Raw genomic sequence first — 19,781 nt, 5'->3', positions numbered from 1 at the left:
AATTATTCTACTTGTTTTATCCTTACTCCGTGATTTTTTCATTACTTATCTATCCTTTCTCTATTGATTTTTATATGAATTATTTATAAAGCTGAACTTTTATTAGGTGATTCATTATTTTAAACCAGTTCTTACAATAAATAGATTAATAGAGAAAGATAAAGATAAAATGCAGATAATGTCGAAATCAATTAAAGATTAATCTATTGACCCTTAAATAACGTATAAAATAAAAAAACAGTTGCCTCTCTAATCAATGTAAGCTATTTCCTAACTTTTAAAATTTGTTATACACTAGAAAAATAGCAAACAAACTATTCAATAGCAGGTGAAAGAATATGTATGATGTTACAATCATCGGTGCTGGAGTAAGTGCTGTTTTTATGGCTTATGTACTAGCTAAAAGCAATCAAAAAATATTAATTCTTGATAAAGGCAAACCATTAGAACATAGAAACTGTCCTTTAGATACGGGCAATTTATGTACTTGTAATACATGTGATAAATATTTTGGCTTTGGTGGTTTAGGGAAATCTGAAGGGAAATTTAATTACACAAATGGGTTCGGAGGAGAACTAGAGCAAAAAATAGGTAAAAAAACTTTTCTAAAACTAATGGATGAGGTAGACGAGGTTCTATGTCGTTTTGGTGGGGACATAACTCCAAAATATTCAACAGAGAATCTAAGCCTTACCCAAAAAGCTGAGGCATGCGATTTACAGATGTTAACAACACAAGTAAGACATCTAGGTACTACACTTTCAACAAAAATTTTTCAGCAACTCTATGAATTTTTATGTAACAAGATAGATATCCAATTTCACATAGATGTACAACATATCGTTAAACAGGAACAACATTTTAAAATAACTACAAATCAAGAGGTTATTCACTCTAGACAAGTGGTATTTGCAACTGGGCGTTCTGGGACAGACTGGTTAAAAGAAAAATGCTCTTCTCTTGGGATTATACAGGAGCAAGCTCGTGTAGATTTAGGTATTCGAGTAGAGATGAAAGAACATCAATTACGCTCGATATTAAAAGACACATTTGAAACAAAACTTTCTTATCAATATAACAATTTCACAGCAACTACTTACTGTATGAATCCAAAAGGACGTATAATTCGTAAGTACGAAGAAGGATTAGTTATGCCTGATGGACAAAATTTTCGAGAACAAGGGACTGGCACTTCCAACTTAAATTTCACTTTATTTATCCCGTGCTATTTCCCTACTCTTAAAGAAGCCGATTTATACGCAAAGAAAATTATTAAAGGAATTAATCAGGGACAGGATCGAATTGTTGTGCAGCGCTTAGAGGATTTATTAAAAAGACAACCTACAGTAGAAAAGATGATGCAATATAATCGTATACAACCTACACTACAAGGGGACTATGGAGACCTTCATAAAGAGATCCCTCCGTTATATATTGAAGGACTCAAAGAATTTTTGTTACGTTTAGAAAAATTTATTGAAGAACCTATTGATAAAGATACCTTACTATATGGAATTGATGGGAAGTTTTATGCTCCTACGATTAAAATCAATGAAAGGTTTGAGACAACTATTAAGGGCTTGTATTTGATTGGAGATTGTTCAGGCATTACTCATTCATTATCTCAAGCAGCAGCAAGTGGTCTGTATGTTGGAAAGTATTTATCTACTAGTTCAACACCTTAATTATAGGCACTACTTAATCCTATACTTACGATAAATGACAACATTATTATATAAAATTGCACTTTAAATCACAAAATGAAAAAACCAGGATAAATTCTTAAAATCACCCTGGTTTTTTCTGCATTACATATGTTTTTATTATTTTTTAATGATGGAAACTGAATCTAATACATGTATCCGATTCTCTATATCTTTAGTAAATTTTTTCCATTCAATCTCTTTTTGCATAGCTTCTGCATCATCCGCATTAAATGGCTTGTTTTCCCCATATGATTTATTAAACTGTAAAATCCCCATTTTTATTAGCTCCATAATGAGTTGTGATTCCTTTTACATTTATATCCTCAAAAGCATCATGATGAATGCTGATATAAAGATCCGCAGAATGGTCTTTAGCTACTTTGACACGCGCTTGTAATTCTTCTTTTTGCTTTGTTTCTGAAAGTAAACTAGTATCATTTTCACGTGTCAATATAACTTTTGCATCCGTTCTTTCCTCTAGCTCTCTTTTTATATTTTGAGCCACTTTTAAATTAAGATCCTTTTCAATTGTGCCTAGCTTCTTTCCTTTCGTCCCTCTATCTCTTCCACCATGACCAGGATCAATTACAATTGTTCTTCCTTTCAAGCGTAAATCATTACTTGTTACATTTTTTTGTGCTTTAGCATTCAATAACCAAAAGCCTGTACTTATTAGTAAGATTATAAATAAGAGCAATATTGCTACTTTTTTCATTTCAACACTCTCCTTATCAGACTTCAATTCATTTTCTAATGAAAATATTAATGAGTACTGATAAAGATAAAATGCAGATAATGTCGATTTTGTTTAAAAATAATAAAAAACGTGTAGAACGAAAACTCTACACGTTTTTATTTAAATAAAAGAAAAATAATACTCCATCTTCTGTATTTAATGCGCCATACTCCACACCATGCAACTCTAAAATATTCTTGGAAATAGCAAGACCTAATCCAGTTCCACCTTGGGAACGTTGACGTGAAACATCTCCACGATAAAAGCGATCCCATATTTTCTCCAAATGTTCCGATGCAATATGAACTCCTTTATTTTCGACACATACTTTTACACGTTCATTTTCTTCTATAGTAGAAATAATAATCTTTTCATTTTCTGGCGTGTAACGAATCGCATTGGTAATAAAGTTAGTAATCACCTGTTCAATTCGATGTTGATTTGCCACTACCTCAACTTTAGAAAGTTGTTTATAAACATGTAATTGCTTAGCAGTTATATCCAAGGCTAATTGTTCGCATATATATTCAATAATCTCATCAATATAGAAAACATCCATTTCCATTTTATACGTACCGGATTCAAATTTTGCTAATTCCAGCATATCAATAATAAGCATATCCATCTTATCTACTTCTTTTGACATTGCTTTAAAGTAGTAATCTTTTTTATTACTAGCAACACCATCTTCTAAAATGGAAATACAACTCTTCATTATACTTAAAGGTGTCTTTAACTCGTGTGAAACACCAGAAATAAATTCTTTACGTGTATTTTCTAATTGTTTTTCTTTCTCTATATCTTGTTGCAATTGGTTAATATACGAATGCAAAGTTTTAGAAAGTGTATTGATATTCTGTGATAAATTACCTATTTCATCTTTCGTCGTAATAGGTATCGTCTCTGAAAAATCCAAATTCGCAATTTTTTTTGTAGTATCGTTTATTTGTAATAATGGCTCAGCAATTTTTTTTGAGTAATAGAATGATGCCAAAACAATAAGAAGCAATACAAATATAATTAAATATATATAATAATCTTTTATCATTTGCACAGCTTCATCAACTGGCTGTAATGATGTCATAGCAAAAATATAATTTGTTTTACCATTTGCATCTTTTGTCGGTTTAATTAATATTTTATATTTAATATCATTTTGTTCATAATCCCTAATTTCCGTAGAGCTCAACTTATTATGATTTTCATTTAATACTAAATTTACTTGAAAGTTTTTTATCCTATCTATAAACACATGATTTGTATAAATAAAGTTCGTCCTTACATTACCCTCAGGTAATTTTACTTTTTCAATATTTCCTACTAAATATATTGAACTTTCTTTCGGTGTAGATTCTGTTACATTTGGTTTCCCATATAACTTATCTGCTAATTGTTTATTTTCCAGCTCAACGTTCTTATTTTCCACTCTTAAAATTGCAGGGACTATTGTATCACCTTTTTGTACCCCATCAATAATAATACGATCCCCCTGCTCTAAACTAAATTTTATCCTCTTCGTATCATCTAATTCGGTTAAATTATACAATGGGATTTTAATTAAATGATTAGAAAAAAACTTGTTTCGAGAAGGTTCTAGTTGAATTTCAACAGAAAAATCATTGACATACTTAATATTCCCTAAACTATCTAGCGTTGTAATCCATGTCGCATGCTCCTGATAGAAAGTTTGTTCCAATTCTTGAATTTTTTCCGCATCCTCCCCAGCCTTTACATATGCTTTTTCAAAAGATTGAATACTTGTTTTAATATTATTAACTTTTCGATTCGCATAGTATTGCTTAAAAAATAGAGTTTGTCCAATAAAAATAGTTGCTAAAATAAGTGTGCATAACGCTGTTGTTAGCAAAAATAATTTTAATACAATTCCTTTTTTCATGCCTGCCCCTCAAATTTATAACCAGCTCGGACAACAGTTACAATACAAGTTGCTTTATGTCCTAATTTATGACGCAAATTACGGATATGACTATTGACTGTACGATCATCACCAGCAAATTCATAACCCAAAATTTTAGTGATTAGTTGTTCTCTCGTAATAATAATCCCTTGATTTTGCATTAAATACGTTAATATTTCAAATTCCGTATGTGTTAAACTTATACCTTCCCCATCTACAATTACTGTACGTGAGGGAAAATGTACATGGATGCCACTACTGGTTAATGTGTCTTCGCTAGATACATTAACTGTAGAAGTATACCTACTTTCAATTAATCGTTTTGCTCTCGCTAATAAAATTGGTGGACTATACGGCTTTGTAACATAATCATCTGCGCCTAATTCAAAGCCAAGTAATGTATCATCCTCATCCACACGAGCTGTTAACATGATGATAGGCACGTTGGATGATTTACGAATCCTTCTACAAACCGACCATCCGTCTAACTCTGGCAACATAATGTCTAAAATAATTAAATGTACTTCATGTTCTTCAAATATAGTTAAAGCTGCTTTTCCATCTGCTGCTTCTAACACTTCATATCCTTCATTCAATAAATAATCCTTAGCTATTTCACGTAAAATATCTTCATATTCTACAATCAGAATTGTTTTTTGCATAGTTCTCTCCTATCTTTCCCTAATGATTACATTTACTTTTTATTTTTATACTGTTCAATCCTACAATTTTTTACTATACCTTTCCTTTACACTCATTGTACCAAAATGAGATAAAGATAAAATGCACGTAAAATATAAAATCTATATTTTAAAATTCCCATCAACTATAACAATCCTTCACATATACATTTATGTTATGGAAAGAATAAACCAGCCATAGTGAATACGTTTCAAAATCTCACCCACATTTGAATGTTTTAGATAAAAGCTACGACAGTCAAAAAATAAGCGAGTGTTTGATTACCACCGAGAAAGAATGTAGTTACAGAAAAATATTTGAAGAATATCTTCGAGGATGGGAAAGCGTACCTGCCTACACCATGGAACTTTGGAGTATCAAGGCGATTAAACGTTGTGTAATGAGAGGGCTTGATATTTCTTATTTACCTTTAATGACTGTAAAGGACGAAATCCTAGAAGAAAGGTTAAAGGTTATCCCCTGCGATGGTGATTTTAAACAGATTTTCTCTCAAGTTATTTATCATACAAACAAGTGGGTTTCTCCATCTTTATCAATGTTTATCGATATTACTTTAAAACATGCAAGAGGCTGGTCATATGTAAAAGCTACTTGTTGAGTATACATGATACTTTTCTTAAATAAAGTATACCGCCAACATTTCGTTAATGCCGGCGGTATACTAAGCGAATTTCAACCTAAAAAAGTCGATTTCCAGTATAAGAAAAATACATGCCTTACATTAGAAAAATGTCAAAACCAAAAAGGATTATTCCATATCCTTCTTTATTGTAATAAACCGGTTTATTACAATAATCTAAAAATCACGATTTTTTAAGAACAAAAAGTAGTAGTAATATTTAGTGTCCATCCTATAATAGAACCTTCAAATACAACAAAGTCATCAAATACAAAGAGATTCCATACACCATTTGGATCTATTCCATTGAAAACACTTAAAGTCGATCCATATGGAGGTGGTGGTGCTGGAGAAGGAAAAGTATCTATAAGTATAGGATCAATACCAAGATAATTGGTTGGTTGAAATGTACCAGAGACGATTTGACTTTCGTCAGGAAGTAAAGTTTGTGCAGAATCGTTAAAATTTAATATAACACTATTAACCTCGAACCCACCTCCCGCATCCGCCATAAGAATAACGTTTTGCCCTTGTGGTCCTACAAGCAAGATATCAACATCATCAGGGAATATATGAGTCAGGCCAATTAATGTCACTGTAATTTGAGTAACCTCACCCGATAAACCTGTAACATGAATACTAGATGGATATGGTATTGCTGGGCCTTCGGATGGTAGAACAATTGGGGACAAATTACTAAATGTAGCTGTGGAAACAGTGCAAGGAGTAGATATAGGATCAGGAGTAGGACCAAAAACAGAAAGAAGTTTACAAATTTTCCTAATAAATGGATACAAAAAATTCACCTCACTTATCTATACTATTATATTTAATTCAAAAAAAGTGATTTCGTTTCTTATACTTGTCCCATTTATAAAATACTTTAAGTAATTTATTTAGTTTTGATAATTGCAATTATGTAAACTAAATTTGTATACAGTATACATGTGAACTTTGGGATCTAACTTGTTTTTTAATAAATTAATTATTTTTCATATTTCTTTACTTTCGTACATTTCTTATAACAAGGGTGTCATACAGTAAAAAGAAAGCTTATCTTGATTTTAATTTTATTTATTATATTCGTTTATATCAAGGCGAAGATAAAAATTGGCTAATTACAATTAATGTTCATTTAGTAGGATTTAATGGAAGCTATAATACTAAAATTCAATATAAAGAAAAAGATCCCATATATGTTGTTGACTATAATATTTATCGGTATTATCGGGGTAGGACAACGATTCGCAGATTGAGGGCACTATGGAAAATACAGGAATAAGCAATATAGCTCTACATCATTGTTGTATATCTTACAATCGGTGTAACTAAAATAATGTGATTATTATCAAGAAAAGTAGAATAAGTCCAGAAGTTACCTTCCCCCTCAGGTTATCTACTTTTCTGAATCATCAATCCGATTTATTATAGAACCACTCGTTGTTATAATGCCCCTGTATTAGTTGATAAACTTCGGAAATCATGTTCTTTTCGCAATTTTAGCAATTATTCTAAAAAATATTATTAATCATCTTTATTTCGATCTGGAACTAAATTCTCATCTCCTGGCATTAGTCTCCATTTCTTTTTTAGAACGATACGGAACCAAACACCAGGCAAGAATGAGGTCATTAATGCTAACATAACGAGTACGGCAAAAAACTCCTTGTTGACAATCCCCGTTGAATATGCAATAGAAGCGAGGACAATTCCAGGACCTCCACGGTCATTGATGGCTATTGCAAGATTGAGACTAGTTAAAGGATCCTGCTTGATCATCCTTGATGTTAGATAAACGGATAACGTTTGAACGAAACAAGCAAATAAAAGAAAACCAAGGAAATAAAATGGATTAAAGTTTTTAATAAGATCTAATTGTAGCCCAACAATCGCAAAATATAGTGGAATAAACCAAGAAAAGCCAACTTTTGAAACAATATATTCAACTTTATCCACTTCATCTGTTGGAATGGACAGTTTGATCATAATTCCAGCGAGAAGAGCTCCAAAAATAGCCTCTACATGAAGGTACCCTGCAAGTGATGCTAACATAAACATGGTGAATAGGAAATATCCAAGATGTGATGCTTTAAAAAGAAAATTATTTTTAAGAAATGTGAAGCGATTAAATAAAAAGTGTGCAATTAAAAATATTCCGCCAATAAAGCTAAGGTTTATTAATATCGTTTTGAGTCCTAAACTAAATGTAATAATACCTTCTTGGCTTGCTATTGCTGTTGCATATCCTAAAGCCACCCATAGAATAATATCGTGTATACCAGCACATGCAAGCACTATTTTGGCAAATCTAGTGCGCATAATCCCTAAGTCATTAAATATTTTTGATATAACGGGTATTGATGTAACCGCAATAGATACAGCAATAACAATCTTGATCGCAAGCGGACTGTTTGCGCTTCCCATGTAGGAAGTAACATTTAATAGATCAGCAGCAAACCAACCTACAATAAATGCTGGAATGGTTGCCCCTACAACTAATGCAGAAGTGATTTTAAAATCTTCTTTATTAAATTTTGTCTGGAATTTTAACCCTGAACTAAACATGAGCATAAGTAAGCCAATTTGATAAAGAATTCCAAATAACTTACCTTCTCCATCGAAACCTAAAAACATCCATTGGAAAGTGTCAGGGAAAAAATAGCCTAACAATGTTGGTCCAAGAACAAGACCTGCAGATATTTCACCGATAACTCGAGGAATCATCATACGTTCTGCTAAAAAACCCAATAGATGAGCTAAAGCCAAGAGACAGCCCATGGCAAATAAAAAATGAGCGACATCTACACTCTGTATACTAAACAAAAATATCCTCCTTTCTATAAATATTTATATATATTATGTAAATAGATGGAATTATGTAAAGGTATGAGTACAATTTAATAAAATAGTGCAAAGCCCATCAGTGATACCTAGCCTCATATAAAGTTCGTGTTCCTCAGACCGAAAGTTTGCCGCTCGCTTCCTTCAGATTCCGCGTCACCGCGGACACCCTTGTGTTAACTGTTACTTCTGCCTTCACAGTTCGGGACTCACACCCTAGAGAGGTTGAACCCATTCCGGGCACACGCTGAAAAAGAAATACTCTACAAAATAGATTCTTTATAAAACTTTTTTTCAAATTATCAATCTTTATTTCAAATCTACAAATCCAACCAATACTTAGGTACTCCATGCCTATTCATCTCATAAACAGGTACTTGAGTTTGAAAATGAAGACCATTTAATTTAAGATGCTCTTTTCATTTTAACTCGTAAGGTGAGTCTCCCATATTTCTACATTCTTTAAACGCCCTTCTTTCAAACCTTTCATTGAAATGACAAATAATACTCTACACGTTACCCCAAAGCATAGAACCTATAAATTATGAATAATTAACAAAAAGCATGACATAAAATTGTCATGCTTTTTTGCCTATTAAAATATTCTTTTCGCACATTATTTTTTCAGTATATTAACGTAAAAACTCATTCATTCAGTGGTATTTTTCATTCTTTATACTAACTTTAAACAGTACAAACAATTTTCTTTACCCAGTAGCAGACTTTTCCCTTTGGACAACTCTCCTACATAACCCTCTTAAACATCTTCTCCAATTCATAAGTAGAATGATGCACAAGAATCGGTCTACCATGCGGACATGTGTATGGATTTGTTGTTGTACGCAGCTCTTCGAGTAAAGCAAAGATTTGATCGTTCGTTAAATATTGATTTGCTTTAATCGATGCTTTACAGCTCATCATAATCGCTGCTTCTTCACGAAGTTTTTTAATATCAACTTTTTTTAGTTTGACGACTTGCTGCATCATTTCATCAATAATCTCTGTTTCTTTCCCTTTTGGGAACCATGTTGGATGGGAACGAACGATAAACGATTGATGGCCAAATTGTTCTAGAAATAATCCTACCTTTTTTAATTCCTCTAATTGTTCTTCGACACGCAGGAATTCAGTAAGGGATAAATCAATGCGATATGGTACGAGTAATTCTTGTACTTCTTGCGTTACTTGACCTACTTTGTCTCGGAAATATTCATAATTGATTCGCTCTTGCGCTGCATGCTGATCAATCATATATAATCCTTTATCATTTTGAGCGAAGATATAAGTTCCGTGCATTTGCCCAATTGGATAAAGCGGTGGTAAATCATTACCGTTCATTTCAATCTCTTTGATTTCTTGAATTTCTTCTTCTAGTTCCTCTAATTCAAAGTCCTCTTCACTACTATCCCATTCTTTTGCTTCTTGAACACTTGCTTCTATTATCGGTGTAGAAGATGGCTGCCAGCTTGCTTCTTCTCTTACGAATGACTGCGGTGGCTGCCATTCTTGCTTCGGCTGTTGCCAAAGCTGTGGCACTGGTTTTACTGGATTTACTTCTTCTTCTTTCTTTTCATCCATTCCAGTTGGTAAGACAATGTTAGGCATAGGTGGTTCTTTAGGCTTTGTATGCTCAAAATGGAATTGTTCTTGCACACTTTGGTCTTTTTCTTTTTTCTTCGTTGTCACGCCAGCATCTGGAATTAGCTGGATCTTTTTAAAGGCGTCTTGCAACGCCTTTTCGATTAATTGCAGTAATTCCTGTTCTTTACTGAAGCGTACTTCTAATTTAGCTGGATGAACGTTAACATCGACTAACATTGGATCCATCTCAATTGATAAGAACCCAATTGGATAACGTCCAACTGGAAGCAATGTGTGGTACCCTTGCTGCACAGCTTTCATTAGTACATAGTTTCGAACGTAACGACCATTTACAATCGTTGACATGTAATTACGAGACGCTCTCGTTACTTCTGGAAGCGTTACATATCCACGAATCGTAAAGTCTAATGATTCCACCTCAATTGGAATCAGTTTTTTTGCAACTTGAATGCTATAAATGGCTGCAAGTACTTGTCTCACATCACCATTTCCTGAAGTGTGTAACAGTTTTTTCTCATTATGAAACAGTTTCAAAGACACTTCTGGATGGGACATTGCAATGCGATACACAATATCTGTAATATTCCCAAGCTCTGTATGAATTGTTTTCATATATTTAAGGCGCGCTGGTGTGTTAAAAAACAGGTTTTGAACCGTAATATCCGTTCCTTTACGGCTCGCTGTTTTTTCCTGTTTTATAACGTCTCCGCCTTTAATAACAAGGTGTGTACCTGGTGCATCTCCTGTGCTTGTAATTAATTCCAATTCACTAACAGATGCGATACTTGGCAATGCCTCACCGCGGAAACCAAGCGTTCGAATGCGAAATAGATCATTTTCATCTTTAATTTTACTTGTTGCATGGCGTTCAAAGGCAACAATACAATCTTCTTCAGCAATCCCATCTCCATTATCGATGATGCGAATTTTCGATAATCCAGCTTCTTCTAAGTGGATTTCAATAGATGTACTATTCGCATCGATGGAATTTTCGACAAGTTCTTTTACAACTGAAGCAGGGCGTTCAACTACTTCCCCTGCTGCAATTAAATTAGAGAGTTGGTCATCGAGTTTGCGAATTTTCCCCATCTACTTACTCATCCTTTCTTTAACTTTTTCTGCAAACGATACAATTCATTTAATGCTTCTAGAGGCGTCATATCAAGTAAATCAATTTTTTTAATTTGTGTTAAGACCGCTGTTTCTTTTTGATCCAGTGCAGACTTTTCTTGTTTTTTAGGAGATTGTTCTGCCGCAAAGAAAGAAAGCTGTGATTCTTCTGCTTCTTCGTTCTTCTCTGGTATTGTCTCTTCCTCTTCTTTTACTATAGCTGGTTCTTGAACAATTTCTTCTTGGACGTTAACTTCTGCACGTTCCGGAATAATGATTTCCTCTTGTCCTTCTAACTGCGCTAATACTTCTTTTGCGCGAGCAATTAAGCTATCTGGAAGTTCAGCAAGCTGAGCAACGTGAATACCATAACTTTTATCTGCTGCACCGTCTTGAATTTTATGCAAGAAAACAACTTTTCCGTTTTCTTCAATAGCTGAAACGTGTACGTTTTTCAGCTGCCCTAAGCTCTCTTCTAGTACAGTCAATTCGTGGTAATGTGTTGAAAATAGTGTCTTCGCTCCAATTTGGTCATGGATATGCTCGATGATTGCTTGTGCGAGTGCCATACCGTCATACGTAGATGTTCCGCGGCCGATTTCATCAAATAAAATTAAACTTCTTTCTGATGCATTAGCGATTGCATTTTTTGCTTCTAGCATTTCGACCATAAACGTACTTTGACCTGAAATTAAATCATCTGCTGCACCAATTCTCGTAAAGATTTGATCAAAGACTGGTAATATAGCTTCTGTTGCAGGTACAAAGCAACCAATTTGCGACATAACAGTAACAAGTGCTAATTGACGCATATACGTACTTTTACCCGACATGTTTGGACCTGTAATTAAAAAGACATCCATGTTTTCAGGCATCACACAATCGTTTGGCACATACAATTTTCCGTTTAATACTTTTTCTACAACAGGATGGCGACCATCTTTTATAAAGATTTCACGCTTATCTGTTAAAACTGGTTTTACAAATTGTTCTTCTTCACTCACTGTAGCAAAACTTTGCAGTACATCTAGTTCACTAATTACTTTCGCTAAGTGCTGTAATTTAGGAATAAACACTTTTACTTCTTCACGAAGTGCAGTAAATAAATCATATTCTAGCTGCACAATTTTTTCTTCTGCCTCTAAAATCAATGTTTCTTTTTCTTTTAATTCATCTGTAATGAAGCGCTCCGCATTTGCAAGCGTCTGTTTACGCTCATAGCGCCCTTCTGGAAGCGAAGCAAGGTTTGCCTTTGTCACTTCAATATAGTAGCCAAAAATACGGTTGTAACCAATCTTTAACGATTTAATTCCCGTAATGTCACGTTCACGTTTTTCAAGCTCTGCAATCCATGTTTTTCCGTTCTTACTAACATAACGATATTCATCTAGCCTGTCATTATAACCATCTTTTATAATATCTCCATCTTTTACAGACAGTGGAGGGTTTTCTTGGATACTTCTCTCTAGTAACTCTGTTAAACTTTCACATGGATCAGCGCCTTGAATTAATCTTGCCGCATAAGAACTGTCTAACAGACTAATTGCCTCTAAAATGGTCGGAACTTGCAATAGAGAACGTTTTAATTGTAGTAAATCGCGCGCATTGACACTACCATATGCGACTTTTCCCGCCAAACGCTCTAGGTCATACACTTCTTTTAGTTTTTCTTTTAAATCTTCACGTAAGAAATAGTCATTCACAAATGTTTCAACCATTTCTAGACGCTCTTCAATTTTGTCTTTTTGTATAAGCGGGCGTTCCATCCACTGTTTTAGCATGCGGCCGCCCATCGCTGTTTTTGTTTTATCTAATAGCCATAGGAGCGAACCTGTTTTTTCTTTTGTTCGGAGTGTTTCTGTTAATTCTAAGTTACGCTTTGAATGCACATCAATTTTCATAAATTGATTTGTATAATAAATATCTACTGGTTGCAAATGATCTAATGAGCGTTTTTGTGTTCTTAGTACATAATTCAATAAGCGTCCTACTGCTGTAACTAATTTCGTTTGGGTTACATTTTTCACAAGATGCTCTAATCCTTCAGGCACTTTCGTTTCATCTTCATAAGAGATTGTCATCTTTAATGTTTCTGTCAACTTGTTTAGCTCATCTTTAGAAAATGTAGAATCGACAACAATTTCTTTTGAACCTGTTGCATAAACTTCTAACAGTACATCTTCTACAGAACCTGTTAACAATGTAACTGTATTTTGCCCTGTTGTTAAATCATTACAGGCTAATGCGTAAGAGCCATCTTCAAAATGAGTTAACGCAGCTAAGAAGTTATTTTCTTTTTCATCAATTGTACGCCCTTCCATCATCGTTCCTGGCGTAATTAATTGCACCACTTCACGACGTACAACACCTTTTGCTGTTTTCGGATCTTCTACTTGTTCACAGATTGCAACTTTATATCCTTTTTCAACGAGCTGTTCAATGTAATTTTTCGCAGCATGGTACGGAACACCACACATCGGTATTCGATCACTGCTTCCCCCATCTCGGCTTGTTAGCGTAATTTCAAGTTCATGAGCTGCCTTAACTGCATCTTCAAAAAACATTTCATAAAAATCACCTAAACGAAAAAATAAAAAGGCATCTTGATAGTCTGCCTTGACCTTTAAATATTGTTGTATCATAGGGGTATACTGAGCCATTTGTTTCCTCCATACTTCATAAAAATGTGCTATATATTTAAATGCCGCACTTTACGGACACTCTTATCTCCTCTTTTAGGAGTCTCCCTTCATTATAGCACATTTTTATCAGGAAACATGTTCATTCACCTTATGTAAAAAGCTAGGAAGAATTTCTCCCTAGCTTTCTATTACTCTTCCTCTGCTTCTACAATAAAGTTTGGATCTAACTCTTCAAATTCATCATCATCTACTTCAAAATCTTCCTCATTTTCTGGGCATCCATCTGGATTTACATTTACACAAATTTTTGTTTCACCAACAACTTCTGTTACAAATTCACGCTCTACAGTTACAACAATTTTATTACCATTTGGTGAAACAATTGCTTCTAAACAGTTTGGATGTTGAATAACGCGGGCAATAATTTCTAAATCTTCACCTGAAAAATTTTTGTCACGATATCCAACATTCACTTCATCTGTGTAACTAACACGTTCTGTTACAACTTCTGTTTTTGTGTTTTCATCAAATGAGTACCACGTATTCACATCGTAGTATCCTTCAATTTCTACAGACTTCCCATTCTTTCTTGCTTCATATGTGTGATTAATTACCCAACATCCGAGAATACTTGTCGGCTCATGATTTGATTCACATGTATGCGTTGATTTTGTATACTTACGTCCTTTGCCCACTACTGCTTTTGTAATAATCTCTCTAAATTCGGACATTCGGAACCCTCCTCAATCAATATTCACTTAATCATATGCGTGACAATAGCGGAATGTGTCATTCTTTTTTTGACAAAAGACTATAAAGCAGAATATAAATAAAAAAGAGGTGTCTATAAGACACCTCTCTTAACAACCACAATTTCCTTTTTTACTCTCTATTTCAGCACCTGTTTCACCTTTTAACACATTGCCACCAGTTGAAATTAAAATTTCATCCGTTACGTTATTAGAAATAGTACTTGCTACTAGCTGCAGTAAATCATTTACATATGTTTGTGAAGATTTAAATTCCTGTACAACCGGAATGCTGTCCAGTTTATCTTGCAAAGCATCTATTTCCGCTTCTACTTTTTTCAACGCTTCCCATTTTCCATAATGCTGTAAGTTTACAGCTTGTTTTTGCAGTGCTTTAATTTCATCAATTGCACGTTTCACATTTTCATTTTTATGAATTTGTGCTTCCGCACGTTTAAAGAAATCCACTTCTTCTGTTTCAGAAATCATTTTCGCTAACTCTTTCGCTTGCTCAACAATTTCATCTTTTGTATAAATCTTCATCTATTATTTCACCTCGATCGGCTCCTCAACCAATTCCCCGTTTAGAGACCAAGTTTTTGCTTCCGTTACTTTTACTTTTACAAGCTGACCGATTGCAGATTTTGGAGCTACGAAGTTTACAAGCTTATTAGTACGTGTATAGCCTGCAAGCACATCAGGATTATTCTTACTCTCTCCATCAACTAGTACTTCAACAATTTGACCTTCATATCGTTTATTCTTTTCTATCGAATATTCATTCACTAATGCATTTAAGCGTTGCAAACGCTCTTTTTTTACTTCCATCGGTACATTATCCTTCATTTTTGCAGCAGGTGTACCTTCACGCGGAGAATAAATAAATGTAAATGCACTATCAAACCCTACTTCACGATATAACGACATCGTTTCTTCAAATTGCTCGTCTGTTTCATTAGGGAAACCAACGATAATATCAGTTGTTAATACTGCATTCGGAATCGTTTCTTTAATTTTACGTACAAGTTCTAAATAATGTTCTCTTGAATATTTACGTGCCATAATTTTTAGCATATCTGTACTTCCCGATTGTACCGGTAAGTGGATGTGTTCAACTAAATTTCCGCCTTTTCCAAGCACTTCAATTAAGTGATCATCGAAATCACGTGGGTGACTTGTTGTAAAGCGAACACGTGCTATATCAATCTTACGAAGTTCATCCATTAAATCGCCAAGGCCATATTCTAAATCTTCAAAGTCTTTACCATATGCGTTTACGTTTTGACCCAGCAGCGTAATTTCTTTATATCCATTTGCCGCTAAATGACGAATTTCATTAATAATATCTTCTGGGCGACGACTACGTTCTTTCCCACGTGTATATGGTACGATGCAATATGTACAAAATTTGTCGCATCCATACATAATATTTACCCATGCTTTGATATCGCCACGACGTACTTTCGGAAGGTTTTCAATTACATCTCCTTCTTTAGACCATACTTCAACAACCGTCGCTTTTGAAAACATCGCATCTTTTAAAATGTACGGCAAACGATGAATATTATGTGTACCAAATACCATATCTACATGCTGGTTTTTTTGCATAATTTTGTTTACAACAGATTCTTCCTGAGACATACAACCACACACACCGATTAAAAGATCAGGGTTTCTTTGTTTTAATGGTTTTAAATGACCAAGTTCCCCAAATACTTTATTCTCAGCGTTTTCACGAATGGCACAAGTATTTAATAGAATCACGTCTGCATCTTCTGTCGAAAATGTTGGTTCATATCCAAGCGCTGTAAAAATACCAGCCATTACTTCTGTATCATGCTCATTCATTTGACATCCGTAAGTACGGATATAAAACTTCCTTCCGGCACCAAAGTTACGAAACTCTTCTGGTAAACCAAAATCACGCTCGATTTTCACTTCTTCTTTCCCGCGTTTTTTCGCATCCTTCAAGGAAGGTGGCTGATATACACTTTCAAAGTATTTACTGTAATCTTTTTCTCCTTTTTTTATAGAAGAATTCGCTTGTTGACTTGCTAATCGTTGTTGCTCGTTCATGGGTAATCTCCTTTCAACCTTAACTATACACACTTTGTAGTCCATTTTAATGACAATGAGACCCATCTTAAAGATTAGAATAGTTTGAGAGATAGCTTGCCCCTTGAAAATTCAAGCAATCGATCTAACCATCCATAAGAATAGAGTCTTCCCGACACGAATAGACATTCCCTTTTTATTGTTTTAACCTTGTCCTTTTAAAAAGCATATTGCTTTATTCCTATACACACTACCATAGTATAAAGTGTTTAGCCAAATTTAACAACAAAGAGACCGTATCATACCCACGTACTACAGCGCACAAACCAATTTTTCTAACAAGACGATACGTCTATTATTTTAACATTCTGAATTTTATAGGTAAATAAAAAAGCTGCTGTTAAGCAGCTTTTTTATTATGATTACATAAATTCAGCAACGAGTTCATCAAACATTTTTTGATCCATTTGTAAATCAGCTTGCACTAAAGGTTTTTCGCTATATCCCTTTACAAGCTCTTGGTAAGAAGGCTGCTCTGTGTTTTGATAAATTAAGCCCGTTACTAAACCTTTGTTTTCCATTAACGTTTGCATAGCAATCATACGATTAGATGGATCGTATCCTTCTACTGTGCTTAGTTTTGTTAAATTTTCTTTAAACCAATCATACGTATTCACTTTATTATAAGTGACACATGGGCTAAATACGTTAATTAAAGAGAACCCTTTATGCTGAATACCAGCTTCGATAAGCTGTGTTAATTCTTTTAGATCACTAGAGAAGCTTTGTGCCACAAAAGTCGCACCAGCTGTTAATGCCATTTCCATTACAGATAATGCTGGTTCAATTGAACCTTGCGGTGTACTTTTCGTTTTAAATCCAGCTTCACTACGTGGTGAAGTTTGACCTTTTGTTAAACCGTAAATTTGGTTATCCATAACGATGTACGTAATGTCAATGTTACGACGAATGGAATGAATGGTATGTCCCATACCGATTGCAAAACCATCTCCGTCACCACCAGATGCAATAACTGTTAAATCACGGTTTGCCATTTTTACACCTTGTGCAATTGGAAGTGCACGTCCATGAATACTATGAACGCCATATGAATTAATATAACCTGAAATACGACCTGAGCACCCGATACCTGAAATAACAGCTAACTCATCTGGATTTAAACCAACGTTCGCAGCTGCACGTTGAATTGCTGCTTGCACTGAGAAGTCACCGCAACCTGGACACCAGTTTGGTTTTACGCTGTTACGAAAGTCCTTAAATGTTGCCATTTAATACAACCCCTTTTTTGCATTCGTTGTAAATTTCTTTTGGTAAAAATGGATTTCCGTCGTATTTTAACAGACTAGAAATTTTCTCTCCATTACCAAGATTCATCTTCATAATGTTAGCAAGCTGACCAGTTGCATTATTTTCCACAACAACAACGCGCTTTGCACCCTTCACAAGGGGAAGGATTTCATGTGTTGGGAACGGATGAATTAACCGAACGTGAGCATGATTTACTTTCAATCCTTCTTGCTCTAAACGCTCCATCGCTTCTTCAATTGCACCGCGAGTAGAGTTAAAACCTACTAATAATACATCAGCGTCATCATGCTTGGCATTTTTGTATACAGGGGTATTAAACTTCAAATTCTCCATTTTACGGAAACGTTTGTCCATTTGCGATTTACGATTCAATGCTGATTCAGATGGTTTACCAGTTTCATCATGTTCTACGCCTGTAACATGGTGAACACCATTCTTCATACCAGGTAACACGCGTGGTGAAATACCATCTTCTGTCACTTCATAACGTTTAAAATACGCTTTATTTTCACGCTCTGGTAACTCTGCTTGTAAATCAAGCTTACCGCGGCGAATCTCTACTCTGTCTAACTGCAACGGTTCTACTGTTTGCTTTCCTAAAGAAAGCTGTAAGTCTGTTAAGAAAATAACAGGAACTTGATATTCTTCCGCTAAGTTAAATGCTTCGACAATGTCATAAAACGCTTCTTCAACAGTACTTGGTGCCATTACGATTTTTGGAATTTCACCATGTGTACCGTAAATCATTGCCATTAAATCTGATTGCTCTTGCTTTGTTGGTAAACCAGTACTTGGACCACCACGTTGTGTATCTACGATAACAAGAGGTGTTTCTGTAATCCCAGCTAAGCCGATTGCTTCCATCATTAAAGATAGACCCGGTCCTGCTGACGCAGTAAGCGTACGTACACCAGCATAGTTCGCACCAATCGCCATTGTACAAGCAGCGATTTCATCCTCTGTTTGGATAACTGTTCCGCCTACTTTGGGAAGTTTTTTAATTAAATATTCCATAATTTCAGATGCAGGTGTAATTGGGTATGCTGACATAAAGCGTGCACCACCAGCTACTGCTCCAAATGCAATTGCATCGTTACCAATCATAAACATACGTTTTTGGCCATCAGCTTTTTCAAGCTGCATCATGTTTACTTTCTCACCAAGCAATTCTTTCATATATTGAGAGCCACGTTTAATTGCTTCCATATTCTTCGCAACAACTTGCTCTCCTTTGCGGCCGAAAATTTCATCAACAACTTCTAAGTATACAGTTTCATCTAATCCTAATACTGCACTAGATGCTCCGACAGCAACCATATTTTTCATTAATGATGTACCTAGCTCAGAAGCAATATCTGTAAACGGTATTGCATATAGATTTACATCTGCGCTTTCCGGTATAGTTGGATTAAATTTTGCATCTGCAACGACAATTCCACCTGGTCGTAGCTCATGGAAGTTAAAATCAATTGTTTCTTGATCAAAAGCAATTAAAATATCTAAATCATCTGATATCGCGCGTACTTCAGTTGTACTTACGCGAATTTTATTATTGGTATGACCACCCTTAATTCGTGATGAAAAGTGGCGGTAACCGTATAGATAATATCCTAAGCGGTTTAATGCAATACAGAAGATTTCACCTGTACTTTCAATTCCTTCACCTTGTTGTCCTCCAACTTTCCATGAAAGTTGACTAATCATCTCCTACACCCCTTTTGGCTGCATTCATTGTAGTGTATTTTTTTACAGTAATAGTGTAGCATTTTTTA

At 34.7% G+C, this 19,781-nt stretch carries 14 protein-coding genes and 1 pseudogene; 2 read left to right on the top strand and 13 right to left on the bottom strand.

Features of this window, described 5'->3' with window-relative positions; all coding sequences use genetic code 11:
* Positions 1-338 precede the first annotated feature (338 nt).
* Positions 339-1,685, top strand: a complete 1,347-nt coding sequence (locus KFD70_RS23175; RefSeq protein WP_336453158.1) for an NAD(FAD)-utilizing dehydrogenase — start codon at positions 339-341, stop codon at positions 1,683-1,685.
* 138 nt (positions 1,686-1,823) lie between these two features.
* Here the strand turns inward: KFD70_RS23175 and KFD70_RS23170 are convergent, their stop codons facing one another.
* From KFD70_RS23170 to KFD70_RS23155, 4 genes and pseudogenes are all read right to left on the bottom strand, one after another.
* Positions 1,824-1,982, bottom strand: a complete 159-nt coding sequence (locus KFD70_RS23170) for a hypothetical protein (protein WP_336453159.1) — start codon at positions 1,980-1,982, stop codon at positions 1,824-1,826.
* Positions 1,975-2,421, bottom strand: a pseudogene (locus KFD70_RS23165) (N-acetylmuramoyl-L-alanine amidase family protein); the annotation flags it as partial. The gene KFD70_RS23170 and the pseudogene KFD70_RS23165, both read right to left, overlap by 8 nt.
* A gap of 127 nt (positions 2,422-2,548) precedes the next feature.
* Entirely contained in the window at positions 2,549-4,339 is a 1,791-nt protein-coding gene (locus KFD70_RS23160; protein ID WP_336453160.1) for a sensor histidine kinase, read from the bottom strand.
* Positions 4,336-5,022: a response regulator transcription factor gene (locus tag KFD70_RS23155; protein ID WP_431613429.1), complete on the bottom strand. Its 687-nt coding sequence runs from the start codon at positions 5,020-5,022 to the stop codon at positions 4,336-4,338. Before KFD70_RS23155 ends, KFD70_RS23160 begins: the two co-directional genes overlap by 4 nt.
* A 248-nt stretch (positions 5,023-5,270) precedes the next feature.
* Between KFD70_RS23155 and KFD70_RS23150 the strand changes: the two genes are divergently transcribed.
* Positions 5,271-5,660 carry a LysR substrate-binding domain-containing protein gene (locus KFD70_RS23150; RefSeq protein ID WP_336453162.1) on the top strand — a complete coding sequence of 130 codons (390 nt, stop codon included), beginning with the start codon at positions 5,271-5,273 and terminating at the stop codon, positions 5,658-5,660.
* Between the two features lie 215 nt (positions 5,661-5,875).
* On the opposite strand, the gene KFD70_RS23145 is transcribed toward KFD70_RS23150, so the two are convergent.
* The 9 genes from KFD70_RS23145 to KFD70_RS23105 form a co-directional block, all read right to left on the bottom strand.
* The gene (locus KFD70_RS23145; RefSeq protein ID WP_431613428.1) at positions 5,876-6,478 is read right to left on the bottom strand and encodes a hypothetical protein; all 603 of its coding nucleotides are present in this window, start codon (positions 6,476-6,478) and stop codon (positions 5,876-5,878) included.
* Positions 6,479-7,205: 727 nt separating this feature from the next.
* Positions 7,206-8,504, bottom strand: coding sequence for a cation:proton antiporter (locus KFD70_RS23140; RefSeq protein WP_336453164.1), 1,299 nt, complete (start codon positions 8,502-8,504; stop codon positions 7,206-7,208).
* 762 nt (positions 8,505-9,266) lie between these two features.
* On the bottom strand, positions 9,267-11,213 hold the full coding sequence (mutL, locus tag KFD70_RS23135; protein ID WP_336453165.1) for a DNA mismatch repair endonuclease MutL: 1,947 nt from the start codon (positions 11,211-11,213) through the stop codon (positions 9,267-9,269).
* 8 nt (positions 11,214-11,221) lie between these two features.
* Positions 11,222-13,894, bottom strand: a complete 2,673-nt coding sequence (gene mutS / locus KFD70_RS23130) for a DNA mismatch repair protein MutS (RefSeq protein WP_336453166.1) — start codon at positions 13,892-13,894, stop codon at positions 11,222-11,224.
* A gap of 170 nt (positions 13,895-14,064) precedes the next feature.
* Complete coding sequence (cotE, locus tag KFD70_RS23125; RefSeq protein ID WP_174102196.1) at positions 14,065-14,607, bottom strand: outer spore coat protein CotE; 543 nt, start codon at positions 14,605-14,607, stop codon at positions 14,065-14,067.
* A gap of 129 nt (positions 14,608-14,736) precedes the next feature.
* The gene (locus KFD70_RS23120) at positions 14,737-15,168 is read right to left on the bottom strand and encodes a YlbF/YmcA family competence regulator (RefSeq protein WP_174102197.1); all 432 of its coding nucleotides are present in this window, start codon (positions 15,166-15,168) and stop codon (positions 14,737-14,739) included.
* A gap of 3 nt (positions 15,169-15,171) precedes the next feature.
* A complete protein-coding gene (miaB, locus tag KFD70_RS23115; RefSeq protein ID WP_336453167.1) occupies positions 15,172-16,701 on the bottom strand; it encodes a tRNA (N6-isopentenyl adenosine(37)-C2)-methylthiotransferase MiaB in 1,530 nt (509 codons plus the stop codon).
* A gap of 401 nt (positions 16,702-17,102) precedes the next feature.
* Positions 17,103-17,969 carry a 2-oxoacid:ferredoxin oxidoreductase subunit beta gene (locus KFD70_RS23110; protein WP_018764680.1) on the bottom strand — a complete coding sequence of 289 codons (867 nt, stop codon included), beginning with the start codon at positions 17,967-17,969 and terminating at the stop codon, positions 17,103-17,105.
* Entirely contained in the window at positions 17,956-19,713 is a 1,758-nt protein-coding gene (locus KFD70_RS23105; protein ID WP_336453168.1) for a 2-oxoacid:acceptor oxidoreductase subunit alpha, read from the bottom strand. Before KFD70_RS23105 ends, KFD70_RS23110 begins: the two co-directional genes overlap by 14 nt.
* Between the last annotated feature and the right edge of the window lie 68 nt (positions 19,714-19,781).

The sequence above is a fragment of the Bacillus pfraonensis genome (assembly GCF_050768835.1).
GTDB classification, from domain to species: Bacteria; Bacillota; Bacilli; order Bacillales; family Bacillaceae_G; genus Bacillus_A; species Bacillus_A pfraonensis.
Note: the sequence above shows the minus strand (reverse complement) of the source record. Positions and strands in the feature narration are given on the sequence as shown.